The following is a 16,415-nucleotide window of genomic DNA, read 5'->3' on the forward strand; positions in this document are numbered from 1 at the left end:
AATTTTGATTTCCGCCGGATCTGTTTTATCCATAGCTATAGTTTTTCAAAAAAGCTCAAAGCCGCATTGATTATAGCACATTGCCTGCCGCTTGAAAATGGATTTTCGCTTCCATTTGCGTATTCCGTAAAAAATAGCCGCGGCAGGCGGCTATTTAAGCTCTGTTTTTCAGGTCTGCGACCTCGCGCTCCGTCAGGTAGCGCCATTTTCCAAGAGGCAGGTCTCCCAGCCGCAGTTGCTGCTCCCGCACCCGCTGGAGCCGCTGAACCTTCAATCCGCACTGTGCGCACATCCGCCGAATCTGACGGTTGCGGCCCTCATGAATCACGATGCTGAAAACAGCCTGTCCCTCGTCCTGTCTCAGCAGCCGCACCTGTGCCGGGCGAATCGGAAGGCCCCCGACATCCCGGACACGGGCCAGCCGCTCCGCGGCATTTTCCAGCGCGCCGGAAACCGTTACGTGGTACTCCTTCGACACCTCATGGCTCGGATGCAGCAGTCCTTGCGCCAGCACTCCGTCATTTGTCAGCAGCAGCAGGCCCTCCGAATCCATATCCAGCCTTCCCACCGGATAGATACGGCCCGCAATGCCACGCAGCAAATCCATCACCGTTTTTCGCCCCTGCTCATCCGATACCGTTGTCACATACCCGCGGGGCTTATTCAGCATGACGTAGATCGGCTTCGGAGTGGTCTTGACCGGCACGCCGTCCACGCAGATCACATCTGTTTCCGGGTCCGCCCGCTGCCCTAATTGGGCCGCTTCTCCGTTAACGGTCACCCGGCCGGCAGTCAGATATGCCTCAGACGCCCTTCTTGAGCAAATCCCCGCCGTAGATAATATTTTTTGCAGTCGTTCTTCCATTGCCGACTCCCTATGTCAATTATTTCAAGCGCCGCCCTTTAACTGTCCCAGTGCGGAGGCCGCCTCCGGCAGCACTGTTCGTCCGGCCAGCAGTGCAACACGCCCGATTTCCTTTCCATCAAGACGGAACTCCACATAGCCCAGAGTCTTTCCCGCAGTAACCGGCGCACAGGCCGGCGCGTCCCAGCAAAGCTCCGTTGTGACTTCCTCTGTCTCTGCCGTAGGCCAAGCAAAGCTGTCTGCCGCTGTCACCGGGAGCAGTGGGCCGATGCCGTTTTCCACCCTCAAATATGTGAACGTTTTTCCCCGTACCGCTAAGGTCCTCAGCGGATAGGCGGAAAAGCCGAACTCATACAGCGCCTGGTGATCCGCCCAGTCATTTCCGTCCTGCAGCGTCACCGCGATGAGGCGCTGCCCATTTTTTTCCGCGCAGCTCACCAGTGTGCGCCCCGCCGCCTTTGTATACCCGGTTTTCAGGCCGATGCAGTTGTCCATATAGCTCAGGAGCTTGTTGTGGTTGTGCATCGTCCGTCCGCCGATAGTCACAGTTTTTGTCGATGCAATTCGCATCAGCGTTGCGTCATGAACGGCGGCTCTTGCCAGCTTTGCCATGTCCCGTGCCGTGGAATAGTGCTTTTCATCATCCAGACCGTTTGGATTGGCAAAGGATGAATTTTCCATTCCCAGCTCCGCAGCAGTCTCATTCATCAGCTTCACAAAGCCGGACACCGTTCCGCCAACGTGCTGTGCAATAGCTACCGCCGCATCGTTCCCGGAGCAGAGCAGCAGCCCGTACAGCAGCGTTTCCAGCGTCAGGGTCTCCCCCTCCTTCAAATACATGGAGGAGCCCTCTGTATAGGCGGCTTCCCTTGAGACCTTCACCGAAGCATTCAGGTCACCATGCCGGATCGCCACCAGCGCGGTCAGTATCTTTGTAGTGCTGGCAATCAGCATTTTCTGACCCGCGTTCTGCTCATAGAGCACCCGCCCGCTGTCCGCATCCACTAAAATCGCGGAAGTTGCCGAGGTCTCCGCGGCAAATGTCTGGCAAGGAAAAGCACTATACAACATCAGTATAGCAAGAACTGCACAGGAAAACCGCTGAAGCAAGCATCATCACCCCAAACGCTGAGATGCCTTTAGTATACCCAGCTCAGACGATTTCCCCATCTTCTTTTTTATCGAAAAATTTTCCGATTTTGTCTACGATATCCGGCGCCATATCCACAATACGGTCCACAGTGGACACCGGCGGCACCGCCACCGGCATGACACGCGTTGTTCCGTCCTTGATAACCAGAAAGGCCACTGGGTCGATCTTCACACCGGCGCCGCCGCCACCGCCGAAATTGTCCTTCCCCTGCTTACCGTAATCTCCGCCGCCGCTTCCAAAGCCGAAGCTGACGCGGGAGATTGGAATCAGGGTCACACCATCCGGCGTGGTGATGGGCGCACCCACGATATTATTGGCATCCACCATTTCGTGCACCTTTTCCATGGTAGAATCCATCAGGTCACGCAGCGGACTTTTCTTTTCCATTTCCATCTGTCATTCCATCCTTTCCGGCAGGCCGTTGTTGTTTTTTCTTCTTCAAATAGGTCAGAAGCCACCGCAGAGCGGGTATCGCCAGCGTCAGTCCGATTCGCACCAGCGTGCCGATACGGGCGGACAGGCCCACCTGACCGGAGGCCCTTACCATCTCTGCGGAAAAATCTATGTCGATATGAATACGCGGATGTGGGAGCACCAATAGCTGCTCCAGCGCCGGAACAACGGTCCAGACCGTCCCCTGAAGTGTACCGTACTGCTGCGCCGCGTCTGCCGGTTCCTCCTGTCCGCCTAAAACAACGGACAACTCCATCGGGTCAATACGAATCCCCCGGCGGCTGCGCCCCAATGCTTTTTTTATGCTGGGCCACAAGACACCCGCCGCCTCGCGCACATCGGAAAACGTCGGCTTTGGAAACGCTTGTTTCTTCCCTTTTGCGCTCTGCGGCGGCTTTCGCTTCGGCTTTTGCTTTTCTTTTGCCCGTTTTTTCTCCGGAAATACCTGGAAACGAAAAACACCAAGCCGGACCGTCACGATCAGTTCATTTCCGAACCTGACCAGCACACCGACCCGGATGAGGCACAGCAATAGCAGCAGCACCGCCAGAACAGCGAATATCCATAAGGCCGCCACAGCCGCACCTCCTCTCAAAATCAGGATTACACTTCCTCGGTGCGCTCCGTATCCGGCTCCACACCCTCAGCGGCATCCACCACCTCGCCGACTTCGTTCAGCCGCATCTGGCCATCATTTCCCATATCCGGCATGGCCGGGAGTTCATCAAGGCTGCTCAGATGGAACGAGCGCAAAAATTGCTTTGTTGTGCGGTACTGCCGGGGACGCCCCGGCACCTGAAGCCGTCCGCATTCCTCGATCATGCCTCTATCTATCAGCAGACTCATGGTATATGAGCTGTCAACGCCACGAATTTGGTCCACATAGGCCCGTGTGACCGGCTGATAATACGCGATGATGGTCAGTACCTCCAACGCGGGCTGGCTCAGCTTGGCGGGTTTTCGGATTTCAAACGCCCTGCGAATCGCCTCCGCATAATCGGGGGCAGAGCAAAGCTGCCAGCAGTCCTCAATTTTCAAAAGCCGCATTCCCCGGCGCTCATAGGCATAGTAATCCATCAGCCCTTGTAAAATGCGCTCCGCCGTAAGCCGGTCAATTGCAAGAGCCACGCAGATGCGCTCAATGTTCACCGGCTCTCCCGACGCGAACAAGATGCTCTCCACTGCGGCTTCCATTTCTTTTTTATCCATGTCGGCCATGGTCCCTCTCCTTAGATGGTCAAATTCTCCGGCACAGTCCCCTCCTGCCGGACGGTGCAATCCGTCTCAGAGCCCGTCAGGCGCAGGACACGCGCCTTGCATAGCTCCAGCACCGCCAAAAAGGTAGCCACAACCTCGCTGCGGCTCCGGTTTCCCCGGAACAGGAAATGGAACGTCATCACGCCGCCCGCTTTCAGCCTTTGCAGAATCTCCCGCGCCTTGCTCTCCACCGGATATGGCTCATGCTGCACAATGTCCCGGAAGGACGCCCTGGGCGGCGGCAGCTTCCGCTCCGCACGGCTCTGAAGCTCCGCCATCGCCAAAATCAGGTCTCCCGGCTGGTGGCTGTACTCATAGACCTTGCCACGCTTCACCGGCTCCGGACCGCGGGTCATAATGTTCCGGCCAAATTCGCTCAACGGCTCCAATCGCTGGCTCACAGCCTTGACTTGTGCGTATTTTTCATTGCGCCGCCGCTCCTCCAAGGATTGAAGCAGCGCATCCATTTCGCTTTTGGCCTCCTCATCCTCAATGGACAGCAGCATCCGGGTCTTGAGATACACCAGATGAGACGCCATAATGACAAATTCGCTGGCCACCTCCAGATCCATTTTCTGTCGCTGCTCCAGCCACGCAATGTACTGGTCGCAGATCAGGGAAATGGAAATATCCTGTATTTCCAACTTATTTTTCCCCAGAAGAAACAGAATCAAATCCAGCGGGCCTTCAAAATCCTGCATCTCCTCCGTCCGGGAGTGAACCACCTTTTCCAATTTGAATACAGGACTTTCCAAAACCGATACCTCTCAATAAAAAATGTTGAACAGCACCTCATACACGCGGTAGATCGCGTTTCCCAGCAGGTTGCCGCCCAGCCCCAGCCATGTAATCGCCAGCAGGAGCAGCAGACCATAACGCTCATAGCGCATGAGCTTTCCATAGGCGTCATCCGGCAGAAGAACTGCCACTACCTTGGACCCATCCAGTGGTGGGAGAGGAATCAGGTTGAAAATCCCCATACCCACCGACATCGGCACCACGGTGTATAGACACCAGTTGAACAGCGTATTCATTCCATCGCTGTAGGGTGCGTAAAGATAGATGACCCGGCTGATGCCCAAAAACAGAATTGCCAGCAGAATATTGGAAATCGGACCGGCCAGAGCGGTGATGGCCATTCCCTGCTTCGGCTTGCGGAAATAATTAGGGTTGACCGGCACAGGCTTCGCCCAGCCAAAGCCCGCCACAAACATCAGCGCCAAGCCGAACCAATCTATGTGGCGCAGCGGGTTCAGGGAAAGGCGGTGCATGGACTTTGCCGTGGGGTCTCCCAAGGCCAGAGCCGCCAAGCCGTGACAGGTCTCATGGACTGTCAGACACAGGAACACTGCCGCCACGCGGAGCACCGCATCGGTGAGAGAGGAAAAATCCATAGCCTGAAATAAATTTTGCAGATAATGCAGCATAGTAACTCCAATTTGTCAAACACATACAAATCCAAATTAAAGTAATTATACCATTTCACCGGTCAGAATACAAGGGAATCCGGGAAAGTCTCTTTTTTAAAGGTCAGGCAGGCCGCAGCAGTAAAACAAAAGCAGCCGTTTCCGGCTGCTTTTGCGCTTCATAAACTTATCCGGTAAAGGCCGATTAGCCCTTGACCATCTTGGCGATCTCCTCAGCGAAGTTCTCCTGCTTCTTCTCGATGCCTTCGCCCTTCTCAAAGCGGATGGCGTCCACGAAGGTGATCTTGCCGCCCAACTTCTTGGCAGCATCGGCAAGATACTGCTCCACAGTGCCGGTGAACACATCGCCGCGGACAAACTCCTGCTGCAGCAGGCAGTTCTCAGAGTAGAACTTGTTCATCTTACCCATGACGATCTTCTCGCGGACCTGCTCGGGCTTGTTAGCCATCTTGGGATCGTTCTCCATCTGGACCATCATGATCTTCTTTTCCTCGTCCAGCACGTCCTGAGAAACCTGAGACTTGTCCCAGAAACGGGGATTCAGAGCGGCGATCTGCATAGCAACGTCCTTACCGGCGGCAGTGGCGTCAATATCGCCCTCCACCTTCAGGTTCACCAGCACGCCGATCTTGCCGCCGGCGTGGATATAGGGAACAGATACACCCTCGGTGAAGATAGCAAAGCGGCGGACCTTGATGTTCTCGCCGATGACGAGGACCATCTCCTGCTGCTGCTGCTCAACAGTCAGGTCGGTGCCGTTGTACTTGCAGGCCATCAGGGCCTCCAAGTCGGCGGGCTTGTTGGCGGCCACGGTAGCGGCAACGCCCTTCACGAAGTCCACAAACTTCTCGTTCTTGCCCACGAAGTCGGTCTCGGCGTTGACCTCAACGACCACGCCCACGCCATCAATCACAGCGGCATAGGCCATGCCCTCGGCAGCCACGCGGCCGGCCTTCTTGGCGGAGGCGGCCAGGCCCTTTTCACGTAGGAACTCAACGGCCTTGTCCATATCGCCATCGGAAGCGGTCAGAGCCTTTTTGCAGTCCATCATGCCCACGCCGGTCATTTCGCGCAGGTTCTTAACATCAGCAGCGGTAAAAGCCATAATCTTTTTCCTCCAATTTATGATAGTATCGGAGCTTACGCTCCTGCAAAGTCTTAATTATTCAGCAGCGGGGGCCTCAGCAGCCTCGTCCATCTGCTCGCCCTGCTTGCCCTCCAGCACGGCGTTAGCCATGACGGAAGCAATCAGCTTGATGGCGCGGATAGCGTCATCGTTGCCGGGAATGACATAATCGATCTCATCGGGATCGCAGTTGGTATCGGCAATGGCTACCACGGGGATACCCAGCTTGTGGGCCTCGGCAATGGCGTTGCGCTCCTTGCGGGTATCAACGATGAACAGAGCGCCGGGCAGCTTCTTCATTTCCTTCACGCCGCCGAGATACTTCTCCAGCTTCTCGATCTCGCCCAGATGCTTCATGACTTCCTTCTTGGGCAGCATATCGAAGGTGCCGTCAGTCTGCATGGCCTTCAGCTGATTCAGACGGTCCACGCGGGTACGCATGGTCTTGAAGTTGGTCATCATGCCGCCCAGCCAACGAGCGTTCACATAATACTGACCGCAGCGGGTAGCCTCCTCCTTGATGGCCTCCTGCGCCTGCTTCTTGGTGCCGACAAACAGCAGAGACTGGCCGTTCTCAGAGAGCTGGCGAACGAAAGTATAGGCCTCCTCCAGCTTCTTCACGGTCTTCTGCAGGTCGATGATATAGATGCCGTTGCGCTCCGTGTAGATATAGGGAGCCATCTTGGGGTTCCAGCGACGGGTCTGGTGACCGAAATGGACGCCTGCTTCCAGCAGGGACTTCATGGATACAACGCTTGCCATAGTTTGATTTCCTCCAAAATTTTAGTTTGTACCTCTGGCTGCCTCCTCCCCTCTGCTAACCCGTTTTTTATAAACGGGCACAAACAAAGAGTCCGCAGCCATGCGGAATGCTGAATTATTGTAGCACAGTAAAAATACGATTGCAAGGATTATTTTCAAAAAATGCGAAAAAATGCGTGGAAATTTCGGATAAATGCCGAAATTTCCACGCCGAACGGGGTCATTATCAGAATTTTTTCCGCCGTTTCCGCTCCAGAGCCGGGTCCCGGCGCTGAATAGGCTTATCGATGAGAATGATGTCATCTCCGATTCTCTGGATACAGTCCCACGGAATATAATACTCCTCTCCCTTGCCGAACAGTCCGAAAAAGCGGGCGGGGCCGAATACGATCAATGCCGCTGTCTGCCCCTCCGGCAGATGAAGCTCCACATCGCCCACAAAGCCCAGACGTCCGCCGTCCGAAACGTTGATGACCTCTTTTCGCCGCAGCTCCCGCATTCTCATACGCGCCGCCTCCCCTCAAAACAGGCTATGCAGGAAACGGACTGTCCCATGTCTGCAAAAATAGCAGCCTGCTTCCGTATAGGAAAAACCGGGAGCGGCAATACTGTTTCTGTTGACTTTGAACAGCGGGAGGCGTTTCGAGGTGCAGGGAAAGGTGGAGATCACAGGTGTCAATACGGCAAAGCTGCGGGTGCTGAAAAGCAGCGAAACGGCAGAGCTGCTCCGCCGCAGCAAATCCGGGGACAAGCAGGCCCGCGAAGCCCTCATTGAAGGCAATCTGCGGCTGGTGCTGTCTGTGATTCAGCGCTTTACAAATCGGGGCGAGAGCGTGGACGATCTTTTTCAGGTGGGCTGTGTGGGGCTCATCAAGGCCATTGACAACTTCGATATCTCCCAGCCGGTAAAATTCTCCACCTACGGTGTGCCCATGATCGTCGGCGAGATTCGCCGCTATCTTCGGGACAACAGCGCCATCCGCGTTTCCCGCTCCATGCGGGATACCGCCTACCGGGTCTTGCAGGTCCGGGAGCGGCTCATTGCCGAAAACCAGCGGGAGCCCACCGTGGAGCAAATTGCAAAGGAGCTGGAGCTCCCTCGGGAGGATGTGGTCTTTGCCATGGACGCCATTGCCGACCCGGTTTCCCTGTATGACCCTATTTATGACAGCGGCGGAGACGCCATCTGCGTCATGGATCAGGTCAGCGACACAAAGAATACCGATGAGCGCTGGACGGAGCGGATCGCCCTGAAAGACGCGCTGAAGCAGCTCACACCCCGGGAGCGGCACATTCTCTCCCTGCGCTTTTACGAGGGGAAAACGCAGATGGAGGTCTCCTCGGAAATCGGTATTTCGCAGGCGCAGGTGAGCCGGCTTGAAAAGGGCGCCATCAATACCATCCGCAAGCATTTATAAAAGGCCGCCGGAGAAATCTCCGGCGGCCTTTCCGCTTCTGTTTTCAGGTCAGAGCGCCCACATTGGTAAACTGGTTGGCGCCGCTTTGCAGGGTGAAGGTATCAGAGCGCTCCACTGCGTCAGCGCTGTTGCCGCCGTCCATTGCATCGTTGGGACCGCCCTCGGGCCGCTGACCGTCAGCTGGAGGCTCAGGAGGCTGCTGTCCGTCATCGGCTCCCTCCGGTTTTTGACCGGGTGCGCCCTCCGGCGGCTGTCCGTCCGGACGGCCCATACCGCCGCTGGGACCGCCTACGCTTCCGGTGCTGCCGCCCAACTGCGTATCACCGCACCAGAGCGTATACTCGCCCTCCGCAAGACCGGGCGCGGACACCACAAGATACTGGAACGCATTTTCCGGCGTCATTTCCAGAATGGTCTCGCCCGCCGCGTTTTTCAGGGTATAGGTCTGGCCGCCGCTCTGCTTCTGCGCGAACTGGAACACCGCATAGGTCTGATCTCCGCCGTCCACCGCGTCATACATATTGCCGCTGGCGATCACGATGCCGCCGTTGATGTAAATGCCGTTATCCGAATCCAGTCCGGAATCCGCACTGTCGGAGCAGGCTGCTGCAATGACCGTGCCGCCGTTGATGACCAGCCAGCCATTGGAATCGATGCCATCGCCCTCGCCGGTCTCCCCGGTCACTTCGATTCGCAGCGTACCGCCGTTGATGGTTGTGACGGATACACCGTCCTCATTGGTATTGATACCGTCATTCCCGGCCAGAATGTGAATATTTCCGCTGTTGATCGTCAGGTGCAGCTCAGAATCCAGACCCTCGTTGTCCGCCACAATCTCCAGCGTACCCGTTCCGGCCTCGCCGCCGCTGACGTTCATGGACATCTTGGAGTACAGCGCACCATCGTACTTATGGAGTTTCTTGGCCTCCTCCACCGCCGTACCGTCCGCATTCAGCGTTACGCTCTCCGGCTTGTAGATTTTCGCCACATGAGAGCCTGTGACACGGTTTTCCGTACCGTCTGCAATCACAACGTTCGCGCCGGCGGCGGAGGTATCCACCGTCTGCGTGGCGGTCTCCATATCTGCTGAGCCGCACTCATAAACGCGGTAGAAAATAATGGCCGAGGCCACAGTGCAGGTAATATCCACACCGTCAAGGACAATCGTCACCACCGCCTCAGGATCCTCCTCCGCACCATCGCCAAGGTCCACAGCGATCTGCCCTGCGGACAGCGTACCGCTGAGGGTATAGGTGCCGGGCTGGGTGATGTGGACAACGGTGTGCGCGTCCGCCTCCTCCTGACTGTGGGCGTCCGCGTCCGTTCCGGCGCCGTAGGCAACACCCTGGCCCTCCTCATAATAAACGATATCCTGCGCTGCGTAGACAGCAGCGGTCTCATCATCGGAGATTGCCGCACCGTCCACGGTGATGCCGCTGTCGGACAGGGCAATTTTTTTGCTCGCCGCAGTCTCCTCCGCCGGTATATTTTTCTTGCTGACGCTTCCCGATTTACCGCAGCCCGTCAGCACCGACAGCATGAGCGCCGCAGATAAAAGGACAGAAACAGCTCGTTTCATCATTTGGCCTCCTTAAATTTGATGAGGTCATCATAATGCGTCATACTGAAACAGGACTGAAAATTGCATGAATTTTTTTGAACCTTCAGTCCTTTGCCGACAGCTCCCGAAGCGTAAAGAAGATCGCAGCAGCGGAAATCAAAAATGTCAGCGCATCCGATACAGGCATGGACCAGAGAACGCCGTTCAGCCCCCAAATGCGGGGCAGCAGCAGAGCGAAGCCCACGCCGAATACCACCTCTCTTACTATGGACAGCGCAGTTGACAGCAGTGCCTTTCCCAAGGCCTGAAGATAAATGAACGCAGCCTTATTGATGCAGGCCATGGGCAGCAGGCAGAGATATACCCGGAATGCCTTCACGGCAAATTCGGTATAGTAGCGGCTCTCATTGGCGGCGCCGAACAGACGGATCAGGGACCTTGGCAACAGCTCAACAACCAGCAGGGCAGCAATACCCAAAACCGCTTCCGCCGCCAGCAGCATATAAAACAGCGTCCTTGCGCGGTCGCGGCGTCCGGCACCGATGTTATAGCCGACAATGGGGATACAGCCCGCCGCCATGCCGATCACCACCGATATGATGATCTGGAAAAACTTCATGACGATTCCGACAACCGCCATGGGAATTTGCGCATACTCCGCCTGTCCGAAAATCGGGTCCATCGCGCCGTATTTTTGCAGCGCGTTGTTGATTGCCGCCATAGCTGCCACCAGCGATATCTGGGACAAAAAGCTGCATACGCCCAAGGGAAGAAAGCGTTTGACCACCGTTCCGTCCAGCCGGAGACTTTTTCGGCTCAGCTCTATGGTCTTCATGTGGCACAGATACCACACTGCCATAGCCGCGGTCACGATCTGCCCCAGCACGGTTGCCACGGCGGCCCCCATCATGCCCCAGCGGAATGCAAAAATAAAAATCGGGTCCAGAACAATGTTCACAGCCGCTCCCGCAAGCCCGGAGGCCATGGCAAATTTCGGGCTTCCATCTGAACGAATCACGGGGTTCATAGCCTGACCGAACATATAAAACGGCAGGCCCAGTGTGATATAGAAGAAATATTCCTTGGAATGATGAAAGGTCTCCTCATTCACCCGTCCGCCAAAAAACGTCAGAAGCGCCTCCTGAAAGCACAGGTAGAGCACCGTCAGCAGCAATCCGGCGGCTATTGTGAGGATGACCGCACCGGCAACGCTTTTCTGCGCGTTTTCCCGGCTCTTGGCGCCAAGGCAAATGCTGACATAGGCGCAGCAGCCATCACCGATCATCACCGAGATTGCCAGCGCCACCACCGTCAGAGGGAACACCACCGTATTGGCAGCATTGCCGAACGAACCGAGATAGCTTGCATTGGCAATGAAAATCTGGTCCACAATATTATACAGCGCCCCGACCAGCAGCGAGATCACACAGGGGACCGCATATCTTCGCATCAAAACGCCGATTTTTTCCTCGACCAGAAAGGCATTTCCATTTTCCATCCCATTTCCTCCTTGCAAAATAAAAAAACGCGGGATGCCCCGCGTTTTTCCGCAAAAGGAAACAACGTGGGGCCGCAACCGGATTTACGCTGCTACGCCACACGTTGTAATTTTATGATAGCAGTTCCCCGCCGTCTTTGCAAAGGCATTTTTTCACAAATTTACTGCAGAAAAAATTTGACGTTTTCAAGCAGGCCGTGTAAAATCGACTTTGAATTTTAAATTTATAAGGAGTTTTTTCTATGGATCTTCAGAAGGCTTTGGAATATCGCAATTCCCGCAATCTTTTCTGCAAGCAGTTGGGCATCACCGTGACGGAGCTGTCTCTCGGCTACGCCAAGACGGTAAAGGAGGTCACGGCCGAGGATGTAAATCCCATCGGCGTAGCCCACGGCGGCCTTTACTTCACCATGGCGGACGCTGCCGCCGGTTCCGCCATGGCCTCTTACGGACACAAGGCCGTGACCCTCAACGCGCAGTACAGCTTCTTCCGCTCCGCCAAGCCGGGAGATACGCTGACTGCCGAGGCGCGGGAGGTCAAGCATGGTGGGACTGTCTGCGTTTATGATATTGCGATTCACGATCAAAACGGTGTCTGCGTGGGAACCGGCACGTTTACATTCTTCGATTTGAAGGAACCGTTGAATATTGAATAAAAAAGAGCTCCGAACAGTTGTTCGGAGCTCTTTTTTATTTACTTTTTGAAGCTCTCCTTCAGGCTGACGCTGCGGTTGAACACCGGATGGCCCGCCTTGGTATCCTTGTTATCCAGGCAGAAGTAGCCCAGACGCATGAACTGGTAGCCGGGAGCCGTCTTTCCGCCCTCGTGGCTTTCGGCGTAGCGGTCTGCGGCGGCGGCCAGACCAGCTTCCACTTTGCAGTCCGTCAGGACCTCAAGAGAGCCGGGATTCAGGCAGTCGATGAAGTCCTTATCGGCAGCGTCGGGGTTGGCGTCGGTGAACAGATTATCATAGAGGCGGACCTCGGCGTTCACCGCCGTGGCGGCATCCACCCAATGAATCGTTGCACCCTTGACCTTCCGGCCATCGGCGGGGTCGCCGCCCCGGCTCTCCGGGTCATACTCGGCAGCAATCTCGGTCACATTGCCGTTTTCGTCCGTTTCGTAGCCAACGCACTTGATCAGATACGCGCCCTTCAAGCGGCACTCCGGGCCGTTGGGGGTCAGACGCTTGTACTTGGGGATCGGCTCAGCCATAAAGTCATCGGCCTCGATCCACAGACTGCCAGAGAAGGGTACCTGACGGGTACCGGCGGAGGGGTCCAGCGGATTATTCTCCACTGTGACGGTCTCCGTCTTTCCGGCGGGATAGTTGGTGATGGTCAGCTTGATGGGCCGCAGAACAGCCATCACCCGCTGGGCGGTCTCGTTCAGGTCCTCCCGCAGACAGTGCTCCAAAAATCCGTACTCCACTACGTTTGTAGACTTGGCAACGCCGATGCGCTCACAGAAATTACGGATGGACCTTGCGGTATAGCCCCGGCGGCGCAGACCGCAGAGGGTGGGCATCCGGGGATCGTCCCAGCCGGAGACCCGGCCCTCCTCCACCAGACGCCGCAGCTTGCGCTTGCTCATGACCGTGTGGTCAATGCCAAGGCGGGCAAACTCGATCTGCCGGGGATGCGCGGGCAGGTCGCAGTGCTCGATGACCCAGTTATAAAGTGGCCGGTGTGCCTCAAATTCCAGAGAGCACAGGCTGTGGGTAATGCCCTCCAGCGCGTCCTGAATGGGATGGGCGAAGTCATACATGGGATAGATGCACCACTTGTCCCCCTGACGGTGATGGTGCATATGGTTGATACGGTAGATCACGGGATCGCGCATATTGAAATTGCCGGAGGTCAGGTCGATCTTGGCCCGCAGCGTCATGGTGCCATTGGGGAACTCCCCCGCCCGCATCCGGGCAAAGAGATCGAGACTCTCCTCAATAGGCCGGTCTCGATAGGGAGAGGTCGCCGGTACGCCGATGTCGCCCCGGTGGGCACGGAACTCCTCGGGAGACAGCTCACACACATAGGCCAATCCCTTTTTGATAAGGCCCACCGCCTGACGGTAATCCTCCTCAAAATAGTCGGAGCCGTAGAAGAAGCGGTCACCCCAGTCGAAGCCAAGCCAGTGGATATCCTCCTTGATGGCCTCCACAAACTCCTCGTCCTCTTTGGTGGGGTTGGTGTCATCCATCCGCAGGTTGCACAACCCGCCGAACTTTTCAGCCGTGCCGAAGTCGATGGTCAGCGCCTTGCAGTGTCCGATATGCAGATAGCCGTTGGGCTCCGGTGGAAAACGTGTATGCACGGTCATGCCCTCAAACTGTCCGCCGGGTGCAATGTCCTCCTCAATAAAAGCATGGATGAAGTTGCGGCTTTCGGGGGCCTCCGCCGCCGTGGTCTTGATCTCGTCAGCCATTGCTGTCAGTCCTTCCTGAAAAAATCTATCATAAATTGGCATTATACAGAAGCTATGGAGAAAATGCAAGGAAAATCCGGTGTTTTCAGCTGAAACGCCGAAAAATCAGGGGGCAGTTGTCAGTTTGCTTCCTCCCGGGGGCCCGGCAGAAACTCCTCCCCTGCCGCTGTCATGGTCAGACTCCCGGCGGAAAGCTCCGTCAGCCGCGCCTGAAATTTCTCAGCCGTTCCCGCGGGAAACGCGGCCTTCAGCGTAATGTCCGCGCCGTATTCCGCGTCCCTGACTACGCCGCCCATAGCCGCGATCTCCAGCTTCAGCCGCTCCAGCAGCGAATAGGTGCACGGAACGTCCCAAAGCGTCCACAGGCCCATACGGGCGATTCCCGCCGCAAGCAGCCCATCGGACGCTCCCTTGGTATAAGCTCTGGTTAGTCCGCCTGCCCCCAGCAGCACACCGCCGAAATACCGGGTCACGATGCAGCAGACGTTCCAGACCTCCTTCCGCTGGAATACATTCAGCATGGGCTGTCCGGCCGTACCCTGCGGTTCCCCGTCATCCGAGTAACGGACTACGCCGCCATCCCGCAGAAGATAGCACCAGCAGTTATGCCGCGCGTCATAGTATTTCTTTTTCGTTTCCTCAATGCGGGCGCGGGCCTCCGCCTCCGTCTCCACCTTGTAAAGATGGGTAATAAACCGGGATCGCTTTTCCGTAAACTCGCTTTCCGCGTCCTGAAATGGAACGATATACTCTGTCATTCCCAATCCTCTTTCGGCGGCTCCCAGTCCGGGGTATAGTCCGCGATCTGCCCCAGCACCCGGGGCGGACACACCGCCGTGACATCAATGGTCTCGCCGTACTCTACGTTTTCAACCTTCGCGTCCCGGTACAGCATATCCAAAAGTCCGCCCTTGTCATAGGGCAGATGAATACGCACCCGTCGGGTCCCCTTGTCCAGCCGTTGGTCGATCATTTCCAGCAGACGGTCCACGCCCTCCCCCGTCCGGGCAGAAATAGCGCAGATATCCGTGCCGTGGGGTCGGAGGTCTCCGGCCTCCACGCAGTCACACTTATTGAATACGTCAATGCGCGGAAGGTCGCTGGCCCCCAGCTCCACGATCAGATTTTCCACCACCTCGGCCTGATGCTGCCATTCGGGGTTGGAGACATCAATCACATGGAGCAGCAAATCGGCATATTCCAGTTCCTCCAGTGTTGCCTTGAACGCCTCCACCAGCTGATGGGGCAGCTTGCGGATAAAGCCCACCGTGTCGGAGATGACTACATCCAGCGTATCGCTGACCGTCAGCAGGCGGCTGGTGGTATCCAGCGTGTCGAACAGCCGGTTATTGGCCGGGATACCGGCCCCGGTCAGATGATTGAGCAGCGTGGATTTTCCGGCGTTGGTATAGCCCACAATAGCCACTACGGGAATCTCATTTTTCCGCCGCTGCTGACGCTGGGTGGCACGGACACGGCGCACCTCCTCCAAATCGGCGCGGATTTTGTCGATTTTCTTATTGATGAGGCGGCGGTCCGTTTCCAACTGGGTCTCGCCGGGACCCTTGGAGCCGATGGGGCCCTTTCCGCTGGTGCCGCCCTGCCGCTCCAGATGGCTCCACATTCCGATAAGCCGGGGCAGCAGATAGCGGTACTGCGCCAACTCCACCTGCAAACGGCCCTCCTTGGTTTTGGCCCGCTGGGCGAAAATATCCAGAATCAGCCCGCAGCGATCCAAAACCTGCACGCCCAATAGCTCTGTCAGCACCCGCTGCTGAGAGGGGGACAGATCGTTATCGAAGATCACCATGTCCGCCCCGGTATTTTCGCAGTAGAGCTGCACCTCCGCCACCTTGCCCTCGCCGATAAACGTCCTCGGGTCCGGGGTCGGCCGGTTCTGCAGCACGATGCCGACAGCCTCCCCTCCGGCAGTCTCCACCAGAGCGGACAGCTCCTCCATGCTCTCGTCCGTGGCGCTGTCCTCCTTCAGAACCGGAGAATTCAGGCCCACTAAAACAACCTTATCACGAATTTCATCCTTTTTCGGTAACAAAGGCACCTCTCCTTTTTTGTCATGTGTCCAGTATATCCGTTTCCCGGGAAAATGCAATAAAAAATGAGGGTCCGCCGACGCAGACCCTCACTGATGTGACGAAGTGTATGGAGCTTACTTGTCCAGACCGAACTTCTTGTTGAACTTGGCCACACGTCCGCCGGTATCGACCAGCTTCTGCTTGCCAGTGAAGAAGGGGTGACACTTCGAGCAGACTTCCACCTTGATATCACTCTTGGTAGAACCTGTCTCAATCACATTACCGCAGGCGCAAGTAATCGTAGTCTGCTGATAATTGGGATGGATTCCTTCCTTCATTGCTCTCGTTCACCTCTTTCTGGTACAAAACTACCCTTGCAGAGCTTTCACCCTGCAAAAGCCAAATTATCGTACCATATATTCTTTCGGATTGCAAGC

Annotated in this window: 18 protein-coding genes; 2 read left to right on the forward strand and 16 right to left on the reverse strand. The window is 56.3% G+C overall.

Going from position 1 to position 16,415, the window contains the following annotated elements:
• Window positions 1–154 precede the first annotated feature (154 nt).
• From PY311_RS10815 to PY311_RS10860, 10 genes are all read right to left on the reverse strand, one after another.
• Entirely contained in the window at window positions 155–865 is a 711-nt protein-coding gene (locus PY311_RS10815) for a pseudouridine synthase (RefSeq protein ID WP_286148701.1), read from the reverse strand.
• Between the two features lie 24 nt (window positions 866–889).
• Entirely contained in the window at window positions 890–1,936 is a 1,047-nt protein-coding gene (locus PY311_RS10820) for a D-alanyl-D-alanine carboxypeptidase family protein (RefSeq protein ID WP_286148702.1), read from the reverse strand.
• An 82-nt stretch (window positions 1,937–2,018) separates the two neighbouring features.
• The gene (gene ytfJ / locus PY311_RS10825; RefSeq protein ID WP_286148703.1) at window positions 2,019–2,411 is read right to left on the reverse strand and encodes a GerW family sporulation protein; all 393 of its coding nucleotides are present in this window, start codon (window positions 2,409–2,411) and stop codon (window positions 2,019–2,021) included.
• Complete coding sequence (locus PY311_RS10830; RefSeq protein WP_286148704.1) at window positions 2,380–3,048, reverse strand: hypothetical protein; 669 nt, start codon at window positions 3,046–3,048, stop codon at window positions 2,380–2,382. The genes ytfJ and PY311_RS10830 overlap by 32 nt, the downstream gene beginning before the upstream one ends.
• A 26-nt stretch (window positions 3,049–3,074) precedes the next feature.
• A complete protein-coding gene (gene scpB / locus PY311_RS10835) occupies window positions 3,075–3,689 on the reverse strand; it encodes an SMC-Scp complex subunit ScpB (RefSeq protein ID WP_350309735.1) in 615 nt (204 codons plus the stop codon).
• Between the two features lie 11 nt (window positions 3,690–3,700).
• Window positions 3,701–4,483: a segregation and condensation protein A gene (locus PY311_RS10840; protein ID WP_286148705.1), complete on the reverse strand. Its 783-nt coding sequence runs from the start codon at window positions 4,481–4,483 to the stop codon at window positions 3,701–3,703.
• Window positions 4,484–4,495: 12 nt separating this feature from the next.
• The gene (locus PY311_RS10845; protein ID WP_286148706.1) at window positions 4,496–5,155 is read right to left on the reverse strand and encodes a site-2 protease family protein; all 660 of its coding nucleotides are present in this window, start codon (window positions 5,153–5,155) and stop codon (window positions 4,496–4,498) included.
• Between the two features lie 184 nt (window positions 5,156–5,339).
• Window positions 5,340–6,260: a translation elongation factor Ts gene (tsf, locus tag PY311_RS10850; protein WP_286148707.1), complete on the reverse strand. Its 921-nt coding sequence runs from the start codon at window positions 6,258–6,260 to the stop codon at window positions 5,340–5,342.
• A gap of 57 nt (window positions 6,261–6,317) precedes the next feature.
• Complete coding sequence (gene rpsB, locus PY311_RS10855) at window positions 6,318–7,043, reverse strand: 30S ribosomal protein S2 (RefSeq protein WP_286148708.1); 726 nt, start codon at window positions 7,041–7,043, stop codon at window positions 6,318–6,320.
• A 226-nt stretch (window positions 7,044–7,269) separates the two neighbouring features.
• Window positions 7,270–7,548, reverse strand: a complete 279-nt coding sequence (locus PY311_RS10860; protein ID WP_286148709.1) for a YlmC/YmxH family sporulation protein — start codon at window positions 7,546–7,548, stop codon at window positions 7,270–7,272.
• 142 nt (window positions 7,549–7,690) lie between these two features.
• Between PY311_RS10860 and sigG the strand changes: the two genes are divergently transcribed.
• Window positions 7,691–8,461 (forward strand): RNA polymerase sporulation sigma factor SigG, encoded by a 771-nt coding sequence (sigG, locus tag PY311_RS10865; RefSeq protein WP_286148710.1) that lies wholly within the window; start codon window positions 7,691–7,693, stop codon window positions 8,459–8,461.
• Window positions 8,462–8,504: 43 nt separating this feature from the next.
• Here sigG and PY311_RS10870 read toward each other — a convergent pair whose 3' ends face one another.
• Both PY311_RS10870 and PY311_RS10875 read right to left on the reverse strand, forming a co-directional pair.
• The gene (locus PY311_RS10870) at window positions 8,505–10,043 is read right to left on the reverse strand and encodes a carbohydrate-binding domain-containing protein (RefSeq protein ID WP_286148711.1); all 1,539 of its coding nucleotides are present in this window, start codon (window positions 10,041–10,043) and stop codon (window positions 8,505–8,507) included.
• A gap of 82 nt (window positions 10,044–10,125) precedes the next feature.
• Window positions 10,126–11,520 carry an MATE family efflux transporter gene (locus PY311_RS10875; RefSeq protein ID WP_286148713.1) on the reverse strand — a complete coding sequence of 465 codons (1,395 nt, stop codon included), beginning with the start codon at window positions 11,518–11,520 and terminating at the stop codon, window positions 10,126–10,128.
• Window positions 11,521–11,762: 242 nt separating this feature from the next.
• Here PY311_RS10875 and PY311_RS10880 point away from each other — a divergent pair, with 242 nt between their 5' ends.
• Window positions 11,763–12,176 (forward strand): PaaI family thioesterase, encoded by a 414-nt coding sequence (locus PY311_RS10880; RefSeq protein ID WP_286148714.1) that lies wholly within the window; start codon window positions 11,763–11,765, stop codon window positions 12,174–12,176.
• A 38-nt stretch (window positions 12,177–12,214) separates the two neighbouring features.
• Here the strand turns inward: PY311_RS10880 and PY311_RS10885 are convergent, their stop codons facing one another.
• From PY311_RS10885 to rpmE, 4 genes are all read right to left on the reverse strand, one after another.
• Window positions 12,215–13,945 (reverse strand): glutamine--tRNA ligase/YqeY domain fusion protein, encoded by a 1,731-nt coding sequence (locus tag PY311_RS10885; RefSeq protein WP_286148715.1) that lies wholly within the window; start codon window positions 13,943–13,945, stop codon window positions 12,215–12,217.
• 119 nt (window positions 13,946–14,064) lie between these two features.
• The gene (locus PY311_RS10890; RefSeq protein ID WP_286148716.1) at window positions 14,065–14,703 is read right to left on the reverse strand and encodes a YigZ family protein; all 639 of its coding nucleotides are present in this window, start codon (window positions 14,701–14,703) and stop codon (window positions 14,065–14,067) included.
• Window positions 14,700–15,998 (reverse strand): GTPase HflX, encoded by a 1,299-nt coding sequence (gene hflX, locus PY311_RS10895; protein ID WP_286148717.1) that lies wholly within the window; start codon window positions 15,996–15,998, stop codon window positions 14,700–14,702. The genes PY311_RS10890 and hflX overlap by 4 nt, the downstream gene beginning before the upstream one ends.
• A 114-nt stretch (window positions 15,999–16,112) precedes the next feature.
• Window positions 16,113–16,316, reverse strand: coding sequence for a 50S ribosomal protein L31 (gene rpmE / locus PY311_RS10900; protein ID WP_235229579.1), 204 nt, complete (start codon window positions 16,314–16,316; stop codon window positions 16,113–16,115).
• Between the last annotated feature and the right edge of the window lie 99 nt (window positions 16,317–16,415).

It is taken from the genome of Neopoerus faecalis, from assembly GCF_029218125.1.
GTDB lineage: Bacteria > Bacillota > Clostridia > Oscillospirales > Oscillospiraceae > Oscillibacter > Oscillibacter faecalis_A.